This window comes from Streptomyces sp. NPDC045022, from assembly GCF_056432605.1.
In genome coordinates this window covers 34,966-56,309 of record NZ_JBWKIR010000006.1, presented here as the reverse complement: position 1 = coordinate 56,309, position 21,344 = coordinate 34,966, and the positions used below count along the sequence as shown (strand labels likewise).

15 protein-coding genes and 2 pseudogenes are annotated in these 21,344 nt (G+C 74.0%); 10 read left to right on the top strand and 7 right to left on the bottom strand.

Translation table 11 applies throughout. The annotated features are described in order from the left end of the window. From AC07C1_RS13210 to AC07C1_RS13195, 4 genes are all read left to right on the top strand, one after another. Positions 1-555: C40 family peptidase (locus AC07C1_RS13210; RefSeq protein ID WP_478938778.1), on the top strand; the 555-nt coding region annotated here is incomplete at its 5' end. A gap of 285 nt (positions 556-840) precedes the next feature. After that, on the top strand, positions 841-2,205 hold the full coding sequence (locus AC07C1_RS13205; protein WP_478938777.1) for an FAD-dependent oxidoreductase: 1,365 nt from the start codon (positions 841-843) through the stop codon (positions 2,203-2,205). Between the two features lie 606 nt (positions 2,206-2,811). Continuing rightward, complete coding sequence (locus tag AC07C1_RS13200; protein ID WP_478938776.1) at positions 2,812-4,041, top strand: hypothetical protein; 1,230 nt, start codon at positions 2,812-2,814, stop codon at positions 4,039-4,041. 54 nt (positions 4,042-4,095) lie between these two features. Next, a complete protein-coding gene (locus tag AC07C1_RS13195; RefSeq protein ID WP_478938775.1) occupies positions 4,096-4,383 on the top strand; it encodes a DUF1232 domain-containing protein in 288 nt (95 codons plus the stop codon). A 755-nt stretch (positions 4,384-5,138) separates the two neighbouring features. On the opposite strand, the gene AC07C1_RS13190 is transcribed toward AC07C1_RS13195, so the two are convergent. Then, positions 5,139-6,476, bottom strand: coding sequence for a hypothetical protein (locus AC07C1_RS13190; protein ID WP_478938774.1), 1,338 nt, complete (start codon positions 6,474-6,476; stop codon positions 5,139-5,141). 438 nt (positions 6,477-6,914) lie between these two features. On the opposite strand from AC07C1_RS13190, the gene AC07C1_RS13185 reads away from it, so the two are divergent. The 3 genes from AC07C1_RS13185 to AC07C1_RS13175 all read left to right on the top strand — a co-directional run bounded on the left by AC07C1_RS13185 (position 6,915) and on the right by AC07C1_RS13175 (position 13,637). Continuing rightward, complete coding sequence (locus AC07C1_RS13185; protein WP_478938773.1) at positions 6,915-9,416, top strand: SpoIIE family protein phosphatase; 2,502 nt, start codon at positions 6,915-6,917, stop codon at positions 9,414-9,416. Between the two features lie 84 nt (positions 9,417-9,500). After that, the gene (locus tag AC07C1_RS13180) at positions 9,501-12,239 is read left to right on the top strand and encodes a SpoIIE family protein phosphatase (protein WP_478938772.1); all 2,739 of its coding nucleotides are present in this window, start codon (positions 9,501-9,503) and stop codon (positions 12,237-12,239) included. A gap of 78 nt (positions 12,240-12,317) precedes the next feature. Continuing rightward, positions 12,318-13,637 (top strand): hypothetical protein, encoded by a 1,320-nt coding sequence (locus AC07C1_RS13175; RefSeq protein ID WP_478938771.1) that lies wholly within the window; start codon positions 12,318-12,320, stop codon positions 13,635-13,637. Between the two features lie 15 nt (positions 13,638-13,652). On the opposite strand, the gene AC07C1_RS13170 is transcribed toward AC07C1_RS13175, so the two are convergent. Further along, entirely contained in the window at positions 13,653-13,889 is a 237-nt protein-coding gene (locus AC07C1_RS13170) for a hypothetical protein (protein WP_478938770.1), read from the bottom strand. A 159-nt stretch (positions 13,890-14,048) separates the two neighbouring features. Between AC07C1_RS13170 and AC07C1_RS13165 the strand changes: the two are divergent. Further along, positions 14,049-14,289 (top strand): annotated as a pseudogene (locus AC07C1_RS13165) (alpha/beta fold hydrolase); the annotation flags it as partial. Here AC07C1_RS13165 and AC07C1_RS13160 read toward each other — a convergent pair. Then, positions 14,244-16,082 carry a glycoside hydrolase family 15 protein gene (locus AC07C1_RS13160; protein ID WP_478938769.1) on the bottom strand — a complete coding sequence of 613 codons (1,839 nt, stop codon included), beginning with the start codon at positions 16,080-16,082 and terminating at the stop codon, positions 14,244-14,246. The pseudogene AC07C1_RS13165 and the gene AC07C1_RS13160 sit on opposite strands and share 46 nt — an antisense overlap. A 195-nt stretch (positions 16,083-16,277) precedes the next feature. Between AC07C1_RS13160 and AC07C1_RS13155 the strand changes: the two genes are divergently transcribed. Next, positions 16,278-16,484 (top strand): hypothetical protein, encoded by a 207-nt coding sequence (locus AC07C1_RS13155; protein WP_478938768.1) that lies wholly within the window; start codon positions 16,278-16,280, stop codon positions 16,482-16,484. 198 nt (positions 16,485-16,682) lie between these two features. Here the strand turns inward: AC07C1_RS13155 and AC07C1_RS13150 are convergent, their stop codons facing one another. From AC07C1_RS13150 to AC07C1_RS13135, 4 genes and pseudogenes are all read right to left on the bottom strand, one after another. Beyond that, positions 16,683-17,159 (bottom strand): DUF5709 domain-containing protein, encoded by a 477-nt coding sequence (locus AC07C1_RS13150; protein WP_478938767.1) that lies wholly within the window; start codon positions 17,157-17,159, stop codon positions 16,683-16,685. 139 nt (positions 17,160-17,298) lie between these two features. Next, positions 17,299-17,774: pseudogene (prcB, locus tag AC07C1_RS13145) on the bottom strand (proteasome subunit beta); the annotation flags it as partial. A 45-nt stretch (positions 17,775-17,819) separates the two neighbouring features. Further along, entirely contained in the window at positions 17,820-18,767 is a 948-nt protein-coding gene (locus AC07C1_RS13140) for a lysylphosphatidylglycerol synthase domain-containing protein (RefSeq protein WP_478938766.1), read from the bottom strand. Then, on the bottom strand, positions 18,764-20,443 hold the full coding sequence (locus AC07C1_RS13135) for a hypothetical protein (RefSeq protein ID WP_478938765.1): 1,680 nt from the start codon (positions 20,441-20,443) through the stop codon (positions 18,764-18,766). The genes AC07C1_RS13140 and AC07C1_RS13135 overlap by 4 nt, the downstream gene beginning before the upstream one ends. Before the next feature lie 190 nt (positions 20,444-20,633). Here AC07C1_RS13135 and AC07C1_RS13130 point away from each other — a divergent pair, with 190 nt between their 5' ends. Beyond that, a complete protein-coding gene (locus AC07C1_RS13130) occupies positions 20,634-21,017 on the top strand; it encodes a BlaI/MecI/CopY family transcriptional regulator (protein WP_478938764.1) in 384 nt (127 codons plus the stop codon). The last annotated feature ends 327 nt before the right edge of the window (positions 21,018-21,344 follow it).

The following is a 21,344-nucleotide window of genomic DNA, read 5'->3' as shown; positions in this document are numbered from 1 at the left end:
TACACCGGCTCCTTCGCATACCCGACCACCCCCGCATCCCTCACCGACACCGGCTCCTTCGCATACCCGGGCGTCGTTGCCGCCGTCACCGACACCGGATCCTTCCCCTCGCTCACCGGCACAGGGTCCTTCGCCGTACCCGGCACCGCCACAGGTTCCGTCACCCTCCCACCGCCGGCCCCCGAGTCACCCCGCGCCCTCCGTGCCGCCAAGGCCATCGCGTTCGCTCGGGCGCAGATCGGTAAGCCCTGTGTGTGGGGTGCGACCGGGCCGGACTCCTACGACTGCTCCAGCCTCACGCAGGCCGCGTGGAGGGCGGCCGGGGTCACGCTGCCGCGGGCCGCGCACCAGCAGGCGCTGGCCGGCGCCCCGGTCACGCTCGCCGAACTCGAGCCCGGTGATCTCGTCCTCTTCTTCGACGACGACCGGCACGTGGGCCTTCACATCGGCGACGGCATGATGGTCCATGCCCCCGGCCCGGGCTCGTCGATCCGCGAGGAGTCCGTCTACGGCGCCGGGGAAGCGGCGATCCACCGCGTCGTCAGGCCCGCCTGAGACGCCGGGCACCGGCGGCCATCGGGCGAGTGGTTGATCAGGGTCTCTTCCGGCGGGCTGTGGGTGAGGCCCGGTTCGCGGACAGCCACCCCTGACGCACCGACCTCGAGCGCCGCCGGGCCACCGTCGTCGCGCCCGCCGGGACCCCGGCCCCATAAGGGCCACCTGGACAAGGCATAAGATCACCTTATGAGGTCATAGACCGGACCCCCGTACTAACTTAGGGCTGCCTTAGCTTAGGCTTCCCAGTCGAGTCGCCTGTCCACGCTCGAAGGGAACCTGATCATGTCGCGCCCCCTGCGGGTAGCCATCGTCGGAGCCGGCCCCGCCGGGATCTACGCCGCCGATGCCCTGCTCAAGTCCGAGGTGGCCGCCGACCCCGGTGTGTCCATCGACCTCTTCGAGCGGATGCCCGCCCCGTTCGGCCTGATCCGGTACGGCGTCGCGCCCGATCACCCGCGCATCAAGGGCATCATCACCGCCCTGCACCAGGTGCTGGACAAGCCGCAGATCCGCCTGTTCGGCAACGTCGACTACCCGACGGACATCAGCCTGGACGACCTGCGCGCCTTCTACGACGCGGTGATCTTCTCCACGGGCGCGATGGCCGACCGTGAACTGGCCCTCCCCGGCATCGACCTGGACGGCTCCTACGGCGCCGCCGACTTCGTCTCCTGGTACGACGGTCACCCGGACGTGCCGCGCACCTGGCCGCTGGAGGCCGAGAAGGTCGCTGTGCTCGGCGTCGGCAACGTCGCGCTCGACGTGGCCCGCATTCTCGCCAAGACCGCCGAAGAACTGCTGCCGACCGAGATCCCGCCGAACGTCTACGACGGTCTGAAGGCCAACAAGGCCCTGGAGATCCACGTCTTCGGCCGCCGTGGCCCCGCACAGGCGAAGTTCAGCCCGATGGAACTGCGCGAGCTGGACCACTCCCCCAACATCGAGGTCATCGTCGACCCCGAGGACATCGACTACGACGAGGGATCGATCGAGACCCGGCGCGGCAACAAGCAGGCCGACATGGTCGCCAAAACGCTGGAGAACTGGGCGATCCGGGACACCGGCGACCGCCCGCACAAGCTGTTCCTGCACTTCTTCGAGTCTCCCGCGGAGATCCTCGGCGAGGACGGCAAGGTCGTCGGCCTGCGCACCGAGCGCACCGCCCTGGACGGCACCGGCAACGTCAAGGGCACCGGTGAGTTCAAGGACTGGGACGTCACCGCCGTCTACCGTGCCGTCGGCTACCTCTCCGAGAAGCTGCCCAAGCTGCCCTGGGACATCGACTCGGGCACCGTCCCGGACGAGGGCGGCCGGGTGATCGAGGAAGGCGGCGCGCACCTGCAGTCCACCTACGTCACCGGCTGGATCCGGCGCGGCCCGATCGGTCTGATCGGCCACACCAAGGGTGACGCGAACGAGACCGTGGCCAACCTGCTGGACGACCACGCGAACGGCCGCCTGCACAGCCCCGCCTCGCCCGAGCCGGAGGCCGTGGACGCCTTCCTCGCCGAGCGCAACGTCCGCTGCACCACCTGGGAGGGCTGGTACAAGCTGGACGCCGCCGAGCGGGCGCTGGGTGAGCCGCAGGGCCGCGGGCGCGTGAAGATAGTCGAGCGTGAGGACATGCTGCGGGAGAGCGGGGCGTAAGCCCCGGCACCAAGCGGCTCGGGGGGCACTCCGAGGGCACAGGTCCCGGACTCCGAGGGGCTCTGAGGGGGGCCGGTGCCGAGGCGCCGGCCCCCCCTCAGCCGGTCAGGCCGCCGCAGCCTGGGTGAACAGCTCGTGCAGCGGCACCCGGCGGCAGCAGCCTGGTGAAGGGGCCGTACACGTTCTTGCCCTCCCTGACCGCCAGGTGCCTGCTCAACTTGCCTATTCGGCGGGCCAGGACGCTGATGTGAGGGCTCGTGGCATCGGGTCTGGTGAGCGGGCCCGACCCAGTCGGCACGGGACTCCGCCGGTTCCCGCGTCGCGGACTTCGAGACGCGAAGGGTGTGGTGTGAACGGGGCCCGCCCCTGAGCGGATGGACGGGCGGGCCCCGTTCGCCGGACCATTGTGGGCGCCGTACGCGGGTACCACCACGGGTGAACGGCGGCCTCCCGACGCGTTCCCCGCGCGCCCCGGGTGTCCGGCGCGCGTCCCGTGCGCGGGGCGCGCACCGGCCGCCACGCGCCGCTTCCCGGCCCCGGCGGACGTGTTACGCCGCCGAGCGGTGATACTGGGAGGCGCACCCGCCCCCATCAGCAGATTGGCCCATGTCGAACTCCGCCAGCGACCGCGCCACCATCCCGCAGACCCTCTGGGCGGCCCGCGGCCGCCACACCGGTCCCGCTCCCGAGGACGTCGTCCGACGCACCCTGCGCCGGCACAAGGACAGCGGTGACATAGACGACTTCGCCGAACCGCCCGCGCCCGTGGACGCGACGCACCGGGTTTTCGAGGCGCGTTGGCGTGCCGCGGGCACGGTGACCGTGCGGGCCCGGCTGACCCTCGTACCGCTCACGGGTGGGCCGCAGGGGCACGAGTGGCAGCTCGTCGCGGAGGCCGAGCGCCCGTGGGACGAGGCGTGGCCCTCGCCGGCGACCCTGTTCTGGCCCGAGGGCGGCCCGGGTGAGGGGGACGACGGTTCCTGGGACCACCACGCCACGGTCGCCGGTGTGCGCTTCCGGCAGGTCAACGCGCTGCCCGCGGACGACAAGGAGATGCGGCGCCGGCTGCGGGCCGCGGCCCGCGATGCCTGGTGCGTCAACGTCGTCGTGCACGAGGCGATGACCCCGGACGAGCGGGGCCGGCTGCCGCTCGCGCGGTTGCTGCCGCCTGGCCTGAGGCACCGCGTGGTGGAGCACCGGGCCGCCCCGCAACAGCTGCGCGCCGTCAACTGGGCGCTGAAGGACCTCGGCGTCGAGGTGCCGCGCGGCGGTGCCGTGCTGCTGCCCCCGGATCCGGCACCGAAGGACTACGACGGCCGGGAGCACAGTGTGCGCGACGTCTTCCTGGACGGCTCCGAGCCGATCGAACTCGTCGCGGCCCTGCGGAATTTCGTCGCCCTGCCCCGGCCCCTGCCACGGGACGCCGAGGGGGCGCTCTCGGACCTGCGCGAGAACTGGACCCTGATGACCCCGCAGGAGGAGCTGGCGCGCGAGCGGCAGCTGGTCGCCATGTACGCCGAAGCGCTCGAGGCGATGACGAAGTCCCGGGACCTGTACAAACAGGCCGCCGAGCAGGCCCTGGAGGCTCTGTCCGCATATCGCGACGTCCCCGCGCCCGCGCTGCCTCAGCAGCAGCGGTCCGCTTCCCGGACGCCTGGCGCGCTGCAACAGTTGACACGGAGGTTCGAACGGCTGAAGTTCACCACCAAGGGCCAGCGGTACCCGGCGCCCGCCCCGGACGGCTCACCGGACGGCACGGACGAGACGGACCGCGTGGACAGCACCGTCCGCGCGAACGGCACAGACGGCACGGACGGCACGGCCCGGTCGTCTTAGCCCGTCCTCCGGGACCGCCGTAGCCCTCCCACCGAAGAAGGAGAAGGAGGCCGGATGGATTCCACCACGACCCTGCTCGTGATCGCCGCGGTCGTCGCGGCGGCGCTGCTCACCGTCGCCGTCGCCCTGCTGCTCCGGCTGGTGCGCGCCCGGCGCACGCTGCGGCGGGCGGGGTTGCCGACGGGCCCGCGCTGGGTGTTCTGGGGTGCGGTCGCGTACCTGCTGCTGCCCACCGACCTATTGCCCGACCCCGTCTATCTGGACGACATCGGTGTGCTGTTCCTCGCCCTGCGCAGCCTGCGCGCCGCCCACCCGCTGCCGCCCGGGAGTACCGAGCCCTGAACCGCCGCCGCGTGCCGCATCAGGGAGCGATGCGGCCCGTGCTCGGCGGTGTCGCCGCCGCGCCCAGAGCCCCTGGCGCGGCCGTGGTCGTGGAGGTGATGCGTGCGTTCAGCGTGTCCGCCCGGGCGTTGTGGCGCGGTGCCGAGCGGATCGTCTTCGCCGGTACCGGTACGCAGGGCCGGAGAGGGCCTGGACCTGAAGGCCCGTCACCCGGGCCGGCCGGCGTTTCAGGAGGGGCGCCCGTTGCGGGCTTCGCCGCGGCCAACCTCCCGGCAGGCTGGGCTCGCTCGGTGTGCGGGGCCGTACTGCCGCGCAGAACCCCACCGCCGGGGCGCTGGTGGTGGCGGGCGCCTGGCTGCTGCTGTGCGCGAGCTTCGTGGCGGCGGGGCCGGCGCCGAGGTGCGGACCCGGCCGGAGACGGTGCCTTCGTCGTCACCGGGGACGGCGGACGGGCCGAGGAGGCTTTCGCCCGCGCCCGGTACATCGCGGAGCCCGTCCGCGCGGGCGGCGCCGACCCGGGCCCCTGCCGCGCGACGGCCCGGCATGCGGACGCCGCCGCGCGGCTCGCGGAGGGCGTCCGGTGCGGCTCGCGGAGGGCGTCCGGTGCGGCTGGAGCGGTGTTCGCCCCGAGGATGTGGCGATGTGCCGGAGGGCGGGCACCTTGCCGTTCGCCGTGGTGGCCGTCCGGGCGGAGGGTCACCCGGTGCTGCGCCCGGTGGACTCCGGTGGGCCCGGCCTGGCGCGGGCGACCTGGCTCAATGCCCGCGGTGACTGCGGGAGGAGTCGCCTGCGACCAGGGTGACCACCAGCGCCACCAGAGCAGCGAGCGCGGCCACCGCCGCCGCCGTACCGGCGAGCCATGGCGCGGCCAGGGTCGCGTCCCACACCCGGGACAGGCCGGGCGGGCCGAACCGCCCGCCGAGCATCTGTCCCACGGCGAGCACCGCCATGACGCCGACGGCGGCCGTCGCCGCGACGAGCCGGGCCTGCACCGTCCAGGCGGTGAGGGCGAGGGCCAGCAGCATGCACAGCCCCGCCACGACGACCGTGGCCCCGAGGACGCCTTGGGAGAGCGCGGCCCAGTAGCGCGGGGTGTGGGCCACTCCGCACAGGAACACCAGCAGCGCGGCGCCGCGGGCGCCCCACAGGGAGGCCGCTGAATCCCGGCCGACCCGGGGGCGTTTCTCGGCCTCCCGGTCCGTCGCGGGCCGGTCCTTCGCCGACCGACCCTGCACGGACCGGTCGTTCGCCGACAGGTCATACGCCGACCGCTCATTCACCGACCGGCCCTTCGCGGACCGATCCTTCGCTGACCCGTCACTCGCGGACAGGTCGTTGCCGGGCCGATCCTTCAGGCCGGGCACGGTCGCGACCGCGGGTGCCGGTGCCGTCGCGGATACGGGCGCGGATACGGATGCGGCTGTGGATGCGGGCGCGGATGCGGGTACGGGCGCGGCTGCGGCGGTAGGAGCGGCGGACCCGGACGTGGAGCCGGCGGACTCGGGGAGCGTCGGCCCGGTCGGGGGGCTCTGGGACACGGACCGGTCCGCGGCCAGCCGACTGATCAGCTCGGCGAGTTCCTCGACGGGCCGGTTGACGGCCGCCGCCCGCACGGCCGCCTGTCCGCAGCGGGGTTCCACCGGAGTGCGGTGCAGCAGCTGCATCAGCCGCATGACGTCCTCCAGGGACCGGCGCTCGGCGGCGGCACGGATCGCCGCGTCCGCGCTGTCGGACCCCCGGGGCGGCTTGGTGAGCAGGGTCACCAGGCGGGTGACGTCCTCCACGCAGCGGCCGATCGCGGCCGCGCGCAGCGCGTCCGCCGTGGTCCGGGCGTGCTCGGGCGAGCGTTCCAGCAGCGTGATGAGCCGGGCGACGTCCTCCACGGGGCGGTCGGCGACGGCCGCGTGGACCAGTTCGCGCAACGGGTCACCGTACGGGAGATCGCCCTGATGGTGGGCATCGGGGAACTGCTCGAGGAGCGGTGCCGCGGCCCGCGCCGGGAGGTGAGCGGACGGAGTGGGGACGCCGACGGCGGCCGGTGCGGGAGGTATCAGGGAGTCGTCGGGACAATGGGACGAAGAGCGGGTGGTCATCTCGGCTCCAGGAGAAGGGTGCGGCCGCACCGGCGCCCCCGCGTGCGGCGCGCGGCGTTACGCACTCCATTACTAGGAGCGGGTGCATGGCCCCGCCACCGGGATGAGGCACTGGTGTGAGGCGGCACCGGGACGCGGTGTTGGTGTGAACGGCGGCTCCGGGCGATCAGGGCGCACGCAGCGTCCGCGAGTGGGGGCGGGCCGGCCGGGCGGTAACCGCGCCCTCTCACCGCTCCCCCTCCCCCCGGCCGTTTCCCCTCCCCCCGGCCGTTTCCCCTCCCACCGGCCGTTTCCCCTCTCCCCGGCCGTTTCCCCTCCCCCCGGCCGTTTCCCCTCCCCCCGGCCGTTTCCCCCTCCCTACCAGGTGCATTCCACGCTCTTTCTGGCGCATTCTTGCTGTGTCATCCACGCGGAGGCGCACGGGACGAGGTAGGGCCGATGGCCGGCAGCGGCGAGCAGACGGTCGGTACGCGGGCCCGGTTGGCCGCGCTGCTGGCCGACGCCTCGACCGGTGCGCTCGGCGCGGCCGGTGGCCGGGTGGCGGGCGTGTACCTGCGCGCCAGTACCCCGGGCCTGCTGCGTCTCGCGGTGCTCGTGGGGCTGCCCGGACCGCTGTTCGAGCCCTGGTGGCGGCTGCACATGGGCCGTCCCTTCCCGGTCGCCGACGCCTACCGGCTGGGCGTGCAGGTGGTGCTGCCGAACGCCACGGAGACCATGCGCAGGTATCCGCAGTTCGCGGCGGGGCTGCCCTTCCCGTTCGGATCGGTGCACGTGCCGGTGCCGGGCGGGGTCGAGCCGCTCGGTGTGCTGACGGTGCTGCGTCCGGCGGTCGCCGAGTCCGTGGACGAGCTGCTGGACGGGGAGCCGCTCACGCGGCTGGCCGAGGGGCTCGGCGCCGAACTGCTCGGCCTCGCCGACGGAAACCCGGACGCGCTCGTCTGGGACGGGGAACCGCTGTGCGTGCGGCCACCCGCGAGCCGGCCCGCGCGGGCCGCTGTGGGACGGTTCAGCTGGGACCCGGCGACCTCCTCGGTCCGCGCGGACGACCGGCTCCACACCCTTCTCGGTCTGCGCCCGGGCGAGTTCGCGGGGACGGACGCGGCGCTCGCGGCCGCCGTGGCCCCGGCCGACGCGCACCTGATCCTTTCCGCGCTGCGCGAGACGGCCGCCGGTGAACCGCCGGGCGCGCCGCTCACCCTGCGCTCGCCGGACGGCACACCGCGACTGCTGGACCTGTGGCCGGCCGCGGGCGACGGTGCCACGGGGATCGGCGGGGTGGTCTTCGACCCCGGTCCCGGCGCCGGTGCCGACGGCGCGGCCGATCTGCTGCCGCAGGGCGTGTTCTGTCTCGACCGGCTGGGGCTGATCGTGTACGCCAACCAGGCCGCGGCCCGGCTCGCGGGCCGGGACCGGGAGTGGCTGCTCGGGCAGGAGTTGTGGGAGGCCATGCCGTGGCTGGCGGGGCCGCCGTACGACGACCATCTGCGGGGCGCCCTGCTGTCCGCGCGCCCGGCGCATTTTCATGTACGGCGGCCGGCCGCCGACCGTGCGGAGGGCGGGGACGGTGACTGGCTCGCCGCATCGGTGCATCCCGGCACCGACCTGCTGACCTGCACCCTCGTCCCGGCCAGCCGCATGGACGCGCCGGTCGAGCCGGTCTCGGACGTACACGTTCCGGGCAGCCCGGTGGCGGACGGTCACTCGATGGAGCCGCTGTACCGGCCGATCGCCCTGGCCATCGCGCTGACGGACGCGGTGACCGCCCGGCAGGTCTCGGCGGTGGTCATGCAGGAGCTGCTGCCGGCGTTCGGCGGTCGCCGGCTGGCCATCTACCTGCTTCAGGAACGCCATCTGTACCTGGCCTGGGAGACCGGTTTCCCGCAGGGCTTCCTGGCGCCGTTCGACGGCATCGGCCTGGACGCGCACGTGCCGGGCGTGGAGACCCTCACCACGGGCCGGCCCCTGTTCTTCGAGTCGATGCAGCAGCTGGCGGCCGCCTACCCGGGTGTCCCGCTGGACGCGGACGAGGGCGCCCGCGCCTTCCTGCCGCTGATCGCCTCCGGCCGGCCGGTCGGCTCCTGCATCCTCGGCTTCGAGGGCTCACGCCGCTTCAGCACGGAGGAATCCACGGTCCTGACCGCGCTCGCCGGGCTGATCGCGCACGCCATGGAGCGAGCCCAGCGCTACGACAGCGAGGCGGCGCTCGCCCGCGGTCTGCAGCAGGCCCTGCTGCCCCGCCGGCTGTCGGCGCATCCGCGGGTGGAGACCGCGGGACGCTATCTGCCGGGTACGCAGGGCATGGACGTGGGCGGCGACTGGTACGACGTGGTGGAGGCCGGGGACGGGCTCGCGCTGGTCATCGGCGATGTGCAGGGGCACGGGGTGCAGGCGGCGGCCACCATGGGCCAGCTGCGCAGTGCGGTCCGGGCGTTCGCGCTGGGCGACCGGCCGCCGGACGAGGTGCTGAGCGGGACGAACCATCTGCTGATCGACCTCGATCCGGGCCAGTTCGCCAGCTGCTGCTATGTGCGGCTGGACCCGGCCAGCGGCCGCGCCCGGATCGCCCGGGCGGGCCATCCGCCGCCGCTGCTGCGCTCCCCCGACGGGCGGGCCCGGCGGCTGGACATCCCCGGCGGTGTGGTCCTCGGGGTGGATCCGCACGCCCGGTACCCGGTGACCGAGCTGCTGCTGGAGCCGGACGCGATCCTCGCGCTGTACACGGACGGCCTGGTGGAGCGGCCGGGCGCCGACATCGACGACGGCATCACGGCGCTGCGACTGGAGCTGGCCAGGGCCGGCGCCGCCGCCGGACGACGGGGCGGGCGGTCGCTGGCCGGGGTCGCCGACCGGCTCACCGCGAGCGCCCGGCAGGCCAGGGACCGACCCGACGACGTGGCGCTGCTGCTCGCCGCCCGCCGTGCGGCACCGGGGCACCGGTGACCGGGAGGGCGCCGCCCCGACCGGCGGCCGTCACCTCGCGCAACGGTCTCGCCTGCCGGCGCCGGGCAGTGTAGACATGGGCACATGGTGCGACTGCCCGGCCGGTCCGCGACTCGGCCGCCCCGTCCTTTCGGGCAACCGCGCGCACCGCTGGTACCACGGTCGGACACCGGCGACGCGAACGGCGATCGGCCGGGGGTGCTTCGGTGGGCTGTGTCCGGGCGCAGCGTGGCCGGACAGGTGTTCGTCCTCCAAGTGGTGATCGTGCTGCTGCTCGTCGTCTCGGCGGTGGTGGCCCAGGTGCTCCAGGTGCGGCACGACAGCGACGTCGAGGCCGGCAACCGCTCCCTCGCGGTCGCCCAGACGTTCGCCAACGCACCCGGTACGGCGGCCGCGCTGCGGTCCCCGGATCCGACGGCCATCCTGCAGCCCAAGGCCGAGGCCGCGCGCAAGGCGTCCGGGGTGGACTTCATCGTCGTGATGGACACCGACGGCATCCGTTACACGCACCCCAAGACCGACCGCATCGGCAAGAAGTTCGTCGGCACGGTCGGCCCGGCCCTGGCCGGGGGCACGGTCACCGAGCACGTCGACGGCACGATAGGCCCGCTCGTGCAGGTCGTGGTGCCGGTGAAGGACTCCGCCGGCAAGGTGGTGGGCCTGGTCTCGTCCGGCATCACCACCGCGCACGTGGGCGGGGCCGCCGACCGGCAACTGCCGCTGCTGCTCGCCGCGGCCGCGGCGGCGCTGGCACTGGCCACCGCGGGCACGGCCCTGGTCAGCAGACGCCTGCTGCGCCAGACGCACGGGCTCGGCCCGTACGAGATGACCCGGATGTACGAGCACCACGACGCGGTACTGCACGCGGTCCGGGAGGGCGTGCTGATCGTCGGCGGCGACGGTCGGCTGCTGCTCGCCAACGACGAGGCGCACCGCCTGCTGGACCTGCCCCAGGGCGCCGAGCGGCGGAGTGTGCTGGAGCTGGGCCTGGACGGCGAGACGGCGGCGCTGCTCGCCTCCGGGCGGGTCGCCACCGACGAGGTGCATCTGGTCAAGGACCGGTTGCTGGCGATCAACCAGCGGCCCACCGATCTGCGTGGCGGCCCGGCCGGCAGCGTCACGACGCTGCGCGACTCCACCGAGCTGCGGGCCCTGTCCGGCCGTGCGGAGGTGGCGCGCGAGCGGCTGAACATGCTGTACGACGCCGGGGTGGGCATCGGCACCAGCCTCGACGTGACCCGCACCGCCGAGGAGCTGGCCGAGCTGGCGGTGCCCCGGTTCGCGGACTTCGCGACGGTGGACCTGTTCGACGCGGTGCTCTGCGGCGAGGAGCCGAAGCCGGGGACCGCGCTGCGCCGCACGGCGTGCGTCGGTGTCCGCAAGGACGCCCCGCTGTACCCGGTCGGCGAGCGGATCCGGTTCGTGCCCACCTCGCCGCAGGCCCGCACGCTGACCACCGGGCAGTCGGTGGTGGAGCCCCGGCTGCGCAGGGCGCCCGGCTGGCGCGCGCAGGATCTGGAGCGGACCGACCAGGTGCTGGCGTACGGCATCCATTCGCTGATCACGGTGCCGCTCCGGGCGGGCAGCCTGGTGCTGGGCGTGGCGAACTTCTGGCGGTCGGAGAAGCCGCAGCCGTTCGACTCCGAGGAGCTGGCCCTCGCCGAGGAGCTGGTGGCGCGGGCGGCGGTGTCCATCGACAACGCCCGCCGGTACACGCGTGAGCACAGCATGGCGGTCACCCTGCAGCGCAGTCTGCTGCCGCGGTCGCTGCCCGAGCAGGGGGCCCTGGAGATCGCTTACCGCTATCTGCCGGCACAGTCCGGTGTGGGCGGCGACTGGTTCGACGTGCTGCCGCTGTCGGGCGCCCGGGTGGCGCTCGTCGTCGGCGATGTGGTGGGGCACGGGCTGCACGCGGCGGCGACCATGGGCCGGCTGCGCACGGCCGTGCACAACTTCTCCTCGCTCGACCTGCCGCCGGACGAACTCCTCGGTCTGCTGGACGAGTTGGTGGGCCGGATCGACCAGGACGAGACGCCGGAGGAGGGCACCGCCGTGGTCACGGGCGCGACCTGTCTGTACGCGGTCTACGACCCTGTCTCCCGGGTGTGCACCGTCGCCCGGGCCGGCCATCCGCCGCTCGCGCTGGTGCGTCCCGACGGCAGTGTGGAGTTCCCGGACGTGCCCGCGGGCCCGCCGCTGGGTCTGGGCGGGCTGCCGTTCGAGACGGCCGAGCTGGAGCTGCCTGAGGGCAGCCGCCTGGTGCTGTACACCGACGGACTGGTGGAGGACCGGGAGCGGGACATCGACGAGGGGCTCGAACTGCTGCGCGACGCTCTGCGCCGTACGCCGGGGGACTCTCCGGAGGAGACCTGCCGTACCGTCCTGGACCGGCTCCCCAACCGGCCGAGCGACGACGTGGCGCTGATCGTGGCCCGCACCCGCGTGCTGGGCGCGGACCGGGTGGCGGAGTGGCAGGTGCCGTCCGACCCGGCGGCCGTGTCGGAGGTACGGTCCTCGGTGACCCGGCAGCTGGCCGACTGGGGCCTGGAAGAGCCGGCCTTCACGACCGAGCTGATCCTGAGCGAGCTGGTCACCAACGCCATTCGCTACGGGCGCGGTCCGATCGGCGTACGGCTGCTGCGCGACCGCACGCTGATCTGCGAGGTCTCCGACCGCAGCACGACCTCGCCGCATCTGCGGTACGCGGCGAGCACCGACGAGGGCGGCCGGGGTCTGTTCCTGGTCGCGCAGCTCGCCGAGCGGTGGGGCACCCGCTACACCCGGCACGGCAAGATCATCTGGGCCGAGCAGCCGCTGCCCTGAGCGCCCTGCCGCTCCCGGCGCCCTCCCGCCGCGCAAATGTGTTGAGGACATGGCAGGCGGCGGGTGATGATCTCCGGCATGTTCTCGCGCAGGAATCGCCGCCCCAAGTCCGCCGACCTCCTCAAGGCCTGGGAATCCCTGGATTCCGGGGACGTGCCAGGCGCGCTGCGGCAGTTGCGGGTGGCGGGCGAGGAGCAGCCGCTCGCCGAGGTCGCGCTCGTGGTGCGGCGGGCCGCCGGCTCGGCGGGCTTCGACGACCTCGCCGAGGCCGCGGCGGCGCTGGCCGACGACGCCGAACGCCCCCGGGCGCTCTACGACTTCGGATACGCGTGTGTCGAACGCGGTGTGCCCTACCTGGCGGTCCCCGCGCTCCGCGAGGCGCTGCGCCGCAGCGACGGCTCGCTCGCCGTGCTGCGGGAGCTGGTGTCCGCGTACGAGGCGGAGGGCCGGCACCGTGAGGCGGTGACCGAACTCGCTCGCCAGGAGGGGAGGTTCACGGACTGGCCGGACCGCTATCTGCTGGTGTTCAACGCCGTGATGGCTGGTGACCTCGAGCTGGCCCGGCGGCAGCACGCCCTGCTGGGCGAACCGGAGGACACCGTGTGGCAGCCCGCGCGGGACCGGCAGAACCGGATGCTCGCGCGCGCAGCCGACGCCGAGCGTGCGGGGCCGCTCGATCCGACCGATCTGCGCGGCTGGCAGTACGTGATCAGCGGCACCGTCCTCGGCACGCTGTCCCCGTTCGGCTTCGACGCGGGCATGAACGGGCGTTACGCCTGGGTGCAGGACAGCCCGGACCAGTGCCTGCGCGGCCTGCTTCGGCTGCGGACGCTGCTGGACGCCACGGAGACACGGCCGCGTTCGGTGTCCCTGCTGCCGGACCGGGACTCGACGATCCTCGGCCTGGCCGCGGCGGAGGTACTCGGCCTGCCGGCCGAGCCGTTCGAGCCCGCCCGGGCGGACACGGTGGTGGTCGCCTACGACCTCGACGGGCTCGCGGAGTACGACGGCGGCCCCGAACTCGTCGGGGCCCTCTTCGAGCGCGCCCCCGGGCAGGTGCTGCACGCACACGCCAGCTGCTGGACGGACCCGCCCGCGATCACGGCGGACAGCGTCGGCCTGCTGCATCAGTCGGTCGTGGCGCCCTGGGGCGAGCAGTTGCGTCAGGGCGCGGACGGCGGCGTGGAGCGCGGCCCGGCCGACGACCGTACGGCGGCGGAGATCGCCGCCGTGATCGTGGGCGCCGACCCCGTCGCGGATCCCGGGGACGGCGAGGGCCCGGAGGACCCCGACGCGCGGTTCGCCGCGTTCGCCATGGCCGTCAGGAGCACATGGCTGCGCGGCGACCGGGCACGTGTGCGGTCCGCCGGGCCCGTCCCGAGTTCCCGGTTCGCCTGAGCGACGGGCGGGCGGTCAGCCGCCGTTGAGCCGGGCGCGCAACAGCTGCTTGCCCAGTTCGGCGCCCTTGCGGCTGTCGGCCTGGGCCTTGCGGAACAGGTCCACGACCTCGTTGTCCTTGTCGCGCTCGGCGTCCTGGATGTACTGCTCCAGACGCAGCGCGTTGCTCAGGCACGCCTCGACGTACCAGATCAGGTTGTAGTCCTTGTCGCGGGTGCCGGTGACGTCGCCGGTCTCGCTGGTGCTGGTCATCCGGGGTCTCCTCCCTCTGTCGACCCTGTGTCGATTCCGCTTTGGGACACCCCGGGTACCCGTGCGGCCTGGGGACACACCGTCCGATGACATCCGGTTCGCACGATCCGGCCTCTTTCGCCCACGACCGCACCGAAACCGGCCGCACGGGAGATCCGCATGACGTGGTCCGAGCGCACAGTGACGCGAGACGGTGTGCGACTCGTCTGCCGGGACTGGGGCGGCCCAGGCACTCCGGTCGTGCTGCTGCACGGTCTGGCCGGCCACTCGGGTGAGTGGGATGCGACGGCCCGGCGGCTGAAATCCCCGGTACCGGGTCGTCGCGGTCGACCAACGCGGGCACGGCCCGGCCGTTCAGCCGAGGGCACGGTCCAGGTTGAACGCGGCACTGATCAGCGACAGATGGGTGAACGCCTGCGGGAAGTTGCCCTGCTGCTCACCGGTGCGGCCGATCTCCTCGGCGTACAGGCCGAGATGGTTGGCGTAGGTGAGCATCTTCTCGAACGCCAGCCGCGCCTCGTCGAGCCGGCCGGCCCGGACCAGTGCCTCGACGTACCAGAACGAGCAGATGGAGAAGGTGCCTTCGTCCCCGCGCAGTCCGTCGGGGCTGGCCTGCGGGTCGTAGCGGTAGACGAGGGAGTCGGAGACCAGGTCCTCGGTGAGGGCGTCCAGGGTGGACAGCCACTTGGGGTCGGTGGGAGCGATGAACTTGGCGAGCGGCATCATCAGCAGCGAGGCGTCGAGGACGTCGCCGCCCTCGTACTGCACGAAGGCGCCGCGGCGTTCGGACCAGCCGCGGTCCATGATCCGCCGGTAGATGGTGTCGCGGGCCTGGCGCCAGCGGCGATGGTCGGCGGGCAGCCCGCGGTGGGTGGCGAGGCGGATGGCGCGCTCGATGGCGACCCAGCACATCAGACGCGAGTAGAGGAAGGTCTTCCGCCCGCCGCGGGTCTCCCACACGCCCTCGTCGGGCTGGTCCCAGTGGTCGCACACCCAGTCGACCAGCCGGCACACGTCGTCCCACTCGGCGCTGGAGATGGGCTGCGCCCACTTGTCGTAGAGGTAGATGGAGTCGATCAGGGCGCCGTAGATGTCCAGCTGGAGCTGGCCGGCGGCGGCGTTCCCGACCCGGACCGGGGCGGAGCCCTGGTGGCCCTCCAGGTGCGGCAGCTCGCGTTCGGGCAGCTCGGCGCGGCCGTCGATGCCGTACATGATCTGCAGCGGCCCGGAGCCGTCGTCGCTGCCCGGGCTGATGTGCGTGGTCAGGAAGCGCATGAACGCCTCGGCCTCGCCGCTGAAACCGAGCCGCAGCAGCGCGTAGACGGCGAAGGCGGCGTCGCGCACCCACACGTACCGGTAGTCCCAGTTGCGCTCGCCGCCGATCTGCTCGGGCAGGCTGGTGGTCGGAGCGGCGACGATGGCGCCGGTGGGGGCGTAGGTGAGGAGCTTGAGGGTCAGGGCGGAGCGGTGCACCATCTCCCGCCAGCGGCCCCGGTAGCGGGACTGGTGCAGCCAGCGCCGCCAGTAGGTGACCGTGGCGTTGAACTGGTGCTCGGCCTCGGTGTGGGCGCAGCCGCGCGGGGCCACCGCGCCGTCGACCTGGTCGAGGGCGAACACCGCGGACTCGCCCTCGCCGAGCTTGAAGTCGGCGCGCGCGTCGCGGCTGTCGCACTCCAGGGCCACGGTGGAGGTGAGCGCCAGCGACCGGTCGGGGGACTCGAAAAGGACCATGCCGTCCAGGGCGCGCAGGGTATGCGGGTCGGCGCCGTAGTCGAAGCGCGGGGCGACCAGCACCCGGAAGGGGACGGTGCCGCGTACGCACACCACACGCCGGATCAGCCGGTGCCGGCTCGCCTCGACGGGCGCCTCCCCGGCGACCGGCATGAAGTCCTGCACTTCGCCGACGCCGTCCTCGGTGAAGAAGCGGGTGATCAGCACGTTGGTGTCGGGGAAGTAGAACTGCTTGGTGCGCGCCGGCACGGCGGCGGCCAGCTCGAAGCGGCCTCCGCGCTCGGCGTCCAGGATCGCGGCGAAGACGCTCGGGGAGTCGAACGCCGGACAGCAGTACCAGTCGATCGTGCCGTTGCTGCCGACCAGTGCCACACTGCGCAGGTCGCCGATGAGTCCGTGCTCGGCGATCGGCAGGTAGCGAGGGCGGCGGGGCAGGTCCTCGGGGAACGGGGTCTCGGCCATCGGCGGCCTCCCGGTGCGTGGTGCGGGTGATATCCAGCTTAGGAGGGAGTGCTCCCGCGCGGCGTGGGCAGGCGTTCCGCACCGCCCCGAGGGCGCTTCCGGATGCAGGGTGCGCCGAGGCGGGGAATGGTGAGAGTGTGCCCCGTTCGGAGGCACCGGCACGGATGCGGTCATCCGGACCGAGGAGGAGGCATCATGTCGACATCCACACCCGAAGAATCCCGGTCGTCCGACGACCACTGCACCCCGGACGCCCTGCTCCACTCCGCTCCCTCGAGGGACGTGTCCCCTGAGGACCTGGTGATGGCGACGGGCAGGGACGTCACCCCGAGGAACCTCGACTGGGCGCGTCGCAAGCTGGAGACGGAGGGACCGGCAGCCATCGAGAAGCTGCTGCCCTAGGGCCGTCCGGGGAACTCACGAGTCGAACACGGGGAAGGCCGGCCGGGCGAGGGCGCGCCCGGCCGGCCTCAGTACGGGCATGAGCCCTTCGGCGGGGATCCGGCAGCCGTCCGAAGGGGCGCGGAGCGTGCATACGGCTCCGCCGCGGGGCGCGGAAGCCCGCCCATCGGATCCCCTCCCGTCGGCCGGCCGGCAGGCTCAGGTCTCCTCCTCCGCCACGTGCATCGCTGCCTCCTCCGCCCCTGCCGCTCCCCCGTCGATGCCCACGTCCTCGGCGACCTCCTCCTTGGTCGTGACGGTGTGGGTGCCCTCGTCCGGGGCCACCAGGCGGCCCGCGCGGGAGTCGCCGGCCTCGGGGTCGACCGGCTCGCCCTGGCCGCCGGGCAGGTCGCCGATCCCGTCACCGGCCGGTGCGTCCACGTCCGGCACCTCCTGGCGGAGCCGCTCGTCCAGGGTCTCCCCCTCGTGCTGCTCGGCGGCGGTGGTGCCGTGCTTGGTGACGCCCAGCGGCCGCTCGGGCGGGGAGTAGCCCTCGTCGAGCATGTCGTCGTAGGAGCGCTCGCCGATCGCGTCCTGAAGATCCAGGGGCCCTGCGTCCTCCTGTTCCTCGTTGGTACCGGTGGGCTGGTAGGCGTCGTCCGCCATCGGGGTCTGCTCGGACTGCTGGTCGCTCATCGTCGCCTCCTTCTCGGCTCGCGGGCGGTCCCGGTCCGCGTTTCCCGCCTGCGGATCATTAACCCCGGCAGCACACGGACAGGACAGCCGGCGGACTGCCCGCTGTGGAGAGGCAGAGCGCGTCCCGGGGCAGGGGATGTGCCGAGTCGTCGTCCGCCGCGTCGTACAGCGCCTGGAGCGCGGTGAGGGCCGCCTCCCGCCGGGTGAGGTCCGGCCGGAACAGCTTCTTCAGCGCGCCCCGGGCGTACGGGAAGCCCGAGCCCTCGGCGTGGAAGTGCCGCTTCTTGCAGAGTCCGCCTGCCGCGTCGAAACCGAAGATCCGGCCTCCGCCCTCGGACGCGGTGAGGTCGTAGCCGACCAGCAGCGGGACGACGGCGAGCCCCCGCATGGCCTGGCCGAGGTTCGCCGGATCATGGCCGCGAGGCGGGTCGCCCTGGCGGCCAGGGTCATCGGAATGCCCTCGGTCTTCTCGAAGTGGGTCAGCTCGACCTGGTAAAGCCGCACCATGTCGAGGGCGAGGCCGACGGTGCCGGCGAAGGCGACGGCTGTGTGGCCGTCGGCGGGGTGCACCTTCTCCAGGTCGCCCTGGGCGATGAGGTTGCCCGTCGTGGCCCGTCCCGACTGCTACCTGGAGTGGGCGAGCGGGAAACTCGCGGCCCCTCACAGGTCCTTGCGGCGCACCAGCACGCCGAGCACCAGGAGGCCGGGGAGCAGGGGCAGCCACACGGTCAGCAGCCGGTAGCCGAGCACCGCGGACGCGGCGACCGCGGCGGGGGTGCCGGACGCGGTCAGGGCGAGGGCGAGCGCGGCGTCCAGCGAGCCGAGGCCGCCGGGGGTGGGCAGCAGGGCGGCGGCGCTGCTCGCGGCGAGGTACAGCAGGGCCACCTGGAGCGGGCCGAGCGGCAGTCGGACGGCCTGGGTGACGGCGATGAGGACCAGCGCGTGCAGTGCGGCGAACGCCAGGGACCCACCCCACAGGGCCGCCGCGCGGGCCGGGCGGGCATGCAGGGCGCGGATGTCGGCCAGGACGGCCGTGAGCGCCCGCCGGGCGCGCGGCCACCAGGGAGTGGCCGGCAGGACCGCCACCAGTACGGCGATGCCCAGGACGACGGCGACCGCCACCGGGGAGACACGCGGCAGGCGCAGCAGCCCCGGGCAGAGCGGGGCGAGCAGCGTGAGCAGCGCCAGGCGGACGGCGGCGCCCGCGGTGGCCTTGACGGCGAGCGCGCCGGCCGAGCGCCCGGCCGGCAGCCCGCAGCGGGTCAGGAACCGCAGGTTCACCGCCCCCGCGCCGAGCCCCGCGGGCAGGAGGTGGTTGGCGGCGGAGGCGGCGAACTGGGCGGCGACCAGCCGGCGCCCGGGCAGCCGCCGTAGGACGGCGCCCTGTTGGGCGAGTGCCGAGGCCGCCCAGGTGCCCACGGCCGCCGCGGCGGCGACCAGCAGCCAGCCCTGGTCGGCGACGGCGAGCCGTACGGCCCCGCTCTCGACGGCGGCCCAGTGCCGGCGGGCCAGATAGAGCGCGCCGAGCAGTACGGCGAGGCAGACTCCGGCGTGCCAGCAGGCGTGCCGTCGGCCGAGGGAGACGGTGTGTTCCGCCGCGGATGTCATGAGCCGGCCTCCGGTACGACGTAGTACAGCCGCACCGCGCCGAGGGGTGTGGAGGTCCAGTCGCGGGCGTATCCGGGCGGCCGGCCGCCCGCCGGCACGATGACGGCCGCCGGGATCCGCCGGGCGGTCCGGGCGATGGCGTCCGTGGTGCTGTTGGCGTTGTGCCCGGTCGTCGCGGCCGAGGAGCAGCCGGTGTAGAAGGCCACCGGAATGGCCTCATGCCCGGTGAGCAGACACGGCGGGCGGACGCCCAGGCGATGCAGGGCGGCCGCGGTGTGCGACCAGGCGCGGTGCGAGGCGGTGGCGCCGTGCACCGTGTGCACGAGGACGGCCAGTTGTACGGCGAGGTGGGCGGCGAGGCCCAGGCAGACCAGCGTCACGGCGACGGGCCGCCGGCTCCGGCGCGGGACGGCCGGCAGCGTCATCAGCGCGTCGGCAGCCGGAACGGCCAACAGGGCGTAGGCGGGCAGCAGGAAGCGCGGCGCCGCGTAGCCGATCAGGAACAGGTACGGGAAGGCGGCCGTCGCCGCACAGAGGAGCAGCACCGTGGCCGCCGTACGCCGCCGGGCGCGGAGGGCGACGGCCGGCGCGAGCACGGCGAGCAGGGGCAGTACGAACCACCAGACGAGGAACACCGGGTGGGGCAGGGCGCCGGTGCACGGCCGGCACAGGGCCCGCCCGTCGAGGCTGCGCAGCTGGTCCACGACGGCGAGGTGCCAGCCGAGACCGCCCTGGATCGCCGAGCCGTCGGACAGGCGGCGCGCGAGGCCGCCGTAGCTCACGTACGCCTCGATCACCCACTCGACGGCCCCGGCCGCGAGCCCGGCGAGCAGCACGCACAGCGCCCGCCGGTGTCCGCGTACCAGACCGAGGGCGAGGAGCGGCAGAACGGCCCAGACGGCGTCCATGGGCCGCATCCACGCCATCAGCGCCGCACTCACCGCCAGGCCCCACAGAGCAGCCGGGTCGGCACGGCGGACCCGGTCGGCGCGGACGGCAGGATCGGTGCGGGCGGCACGATGGGCGGCGGCGCCGCGGGCGGCGGGATCGGCGTCGGCGGCGCGGTCGGCGCGCGGAGCCCAGTCGACAGGATCGGTGCCGGAGGCGGGGGCGACCCCGTCGGCACGGGCGACCCGGACGGCACGGAGGGCCGGGCGGGATGCAGGACCGGTGCCGGCGCGCAGGAAGCAGGCCACGGCGGCCAGGGCGCCCACGGCGACCCAGTAGTTGGGCATGGCCTGCGGGCCGTAGAACAGCGTGACCCACAGGGAGGCGAAGAGGGCGCCGGCCAGGGCCAGCACGCGGACCGGGAACAGGCCGCGCCAGGCGCGCAGCGCCAGGTACAGGGCGAGGCCGGAGAGGACCGCGAGGTAGATCCGCAGCAGGGCCGTCGAGGACGACCAGGAGGCGATGGGCGCGACGAGCAGCGAGACGCCCCGGGAGCGGGGTGCGCTGAAAAAGGCGGCGGGTGCCTGTGCGCTGACCTGGCTGACGTACACCGTCTCGTCCCAGCCGAGGCCCATGCCGGGCCGGACGAGCAGCAGTTGGGCCAGGGTGAAGGCCGCCGCGACGGCCGCGAGCGGAGCTTCGGTGCTCAGGCCCCGGGGGCGGCCGGACGGGCGCCGTGAGCGCTCGCGCCGCGTTCCGCCGAGTGTGGCGTGTGCGCTGCCGGCCATGACCCACCCCTCTTCCCCTGCAGCTGGTAGGGCCACTGCCATCTCCACCCCGGCAGGACCCAGGACGGGAACCACAGGGACCACAGCGCAGAGCCCAGGAAAAACAGCACCAAACTAACCAGAACCGTGAGCATCCGTCGGTCGGATACGGCCATCCGGCCGACGACCCTACGCGCTGTAAGGTTGGGGCATGGCTGGCACAGGGTCCCGCGGCAGAGCGGAGCGACGCAGCGCCGGGGAGCTGGAGAGCGAGGTGCTGGCCGCCCTCTGGGCCACCGAGCGGCCGCTGACCCCGGCGGAGATCCAGACCGAGATCGCCGACGGACTCGCGTACAACACGGTCCATACGATCCTCAAACGCCTGTACGACAAAGGGCTGGTGCTGCGGGACGCCGACGGACGGCGCGGCGCGTACCGGCCGGCCAAGGACGCGGCCGAGCTGACCGCCGAGGCGATGCACGAGGCCCTGGACCGGGGGCCGGACCCGATCGCCGCGCTCCAGCGGTTCGTGACCGGGCTCAGCGCCGAGGAGGAGCGGACGCTGCGCGCGTTACTCGCCGAACGCGGCGTATGAGGTGCGCCGCGTCACCGCACCGCCGCGGGAGCACCGGGACCCGGGCTGTGACGGAGCCGGCGTGCGCGAGCGGCTCGCGGCCGGTGGCCGCCGTCCGCGATCGCGGGCCGCGTTGTCGCCGGACGACCGCGGGAGGCCGACGGCTCCGTGACCGGCTGGACCCCCGCGGGCGCCATCCCGCACCGACGGGGCCTGCGGCACGGTGACCGAACGCCTCGGCGCCGGCCGGGTGGACCGGCTCCCGGTCGGCGCCTGCGAGATCGGCGAGCCGGGAGTCCGCCCCGAAGCTCGCGGGGCATCGGCCCGGGCCACCGGGTGCCGGCCGCC

Bases quoted from the DNA above. Each gene is read 5' to 3' on its own strand.
- AC07C1_RS13205 (WP_478938777.1), top strand. From the start codon at position 841: ATGTCGCGCCCCCTGCGGGTAGCCATCGTCGGAGCCGGCCCCGCCGGG.
- AC07C1_RS13130 (WP_478938764.1), top strand. From the start codon at position 20,634: ATGGCTGGCACAGGGTCCCGCGGCAGAGCGGAGCGACGCAGCGCCGGG.
- AC07C1_RS13180 (WP_478938772.1), top strand. From the start codon at position 9,501: ATGGTGCGACTGCCCGGCCGGTCCGCGACTCGGCCGCCCCGTCCTTTC.
- AC07C1_RS13200 (WP_478938776.1), top strand. From the start codon at position 2,812: ATGTCGAACTCCGCCAGCGACCGCGCCACCATCCCGCAGACCCTCTGG.
- AC07C1_RS13195 (WP_478938775.1), top strand. From the start codon at position 4,096: ATGGATTCCACCACGACCCTGCTCGTGATCGCCGCGGTCGTCGCGGCG.
- AC07C1_RS13135 (WP_478938765.1), bottom strand. From the start codon at position 20,443: ATGGCCGGCAGCGCACACGCCACACTCGGCGGAACGCGGCGCGAGCGC.
- AC07C1_RS13190 (WP_478938774.1), bottom strand. From the start codon at position 6,476: ATGACCACCCGCTCTTCGTCCCATTGTCCCGACGACTCCCTGATACCT.
- AC07C1_RS13140 (WP_478938766.1), bottom strand. From the start codon at position 18,767: ATGACATCCGCGGCGGAACACACCGTCTCCCTCGGCCGACGGCACGCC.
- AC07C1_RS13150 (WP_478938767.1), bottom strand. From the start codon at position 17,159: ATGAGCGACCAGCAGTCCGAGCAGACCCCGATGGCGGACGACGCCTAC.
- AC07C1_RS13155 (WP_478938768.1), top strand. From the start codon at position 16,278: ATGTCGACATCCACACCCGAAGAATCCCGGTCGTCCGACGACCACTGC.
- AC07C1_RS13185 (WP_478938773.1), top strand. From the start codon at position 6,915: ATGGCCGGCAGCGGCGAGCAGACGGTCGGTACGCGGGCCCGGTTGGCC.
- AC07C1_RS13170 (WP_478938770.1), bottom strand. From the start codon at position 13,889: ATGACCAGCACCAGCGAGACCGGCGACGTCACCGGCACCCGCGACAAG.
- AC07C1_RS13160 (WP_478938769.1), bottom strand. From the start codon at position 16,082: ATGGCCGAGACCCCGTTCCCCGAGGACCTGCCCCGCCGCCCTCGCTAC.
- AC07C1_RS13175 (WP_478938771.1), top strand. From the start codon at position 12,318: ATGTTCTCGCGCAGGAATCGCCGCCCCAAGTCCGCCGACCTCCTCAAG.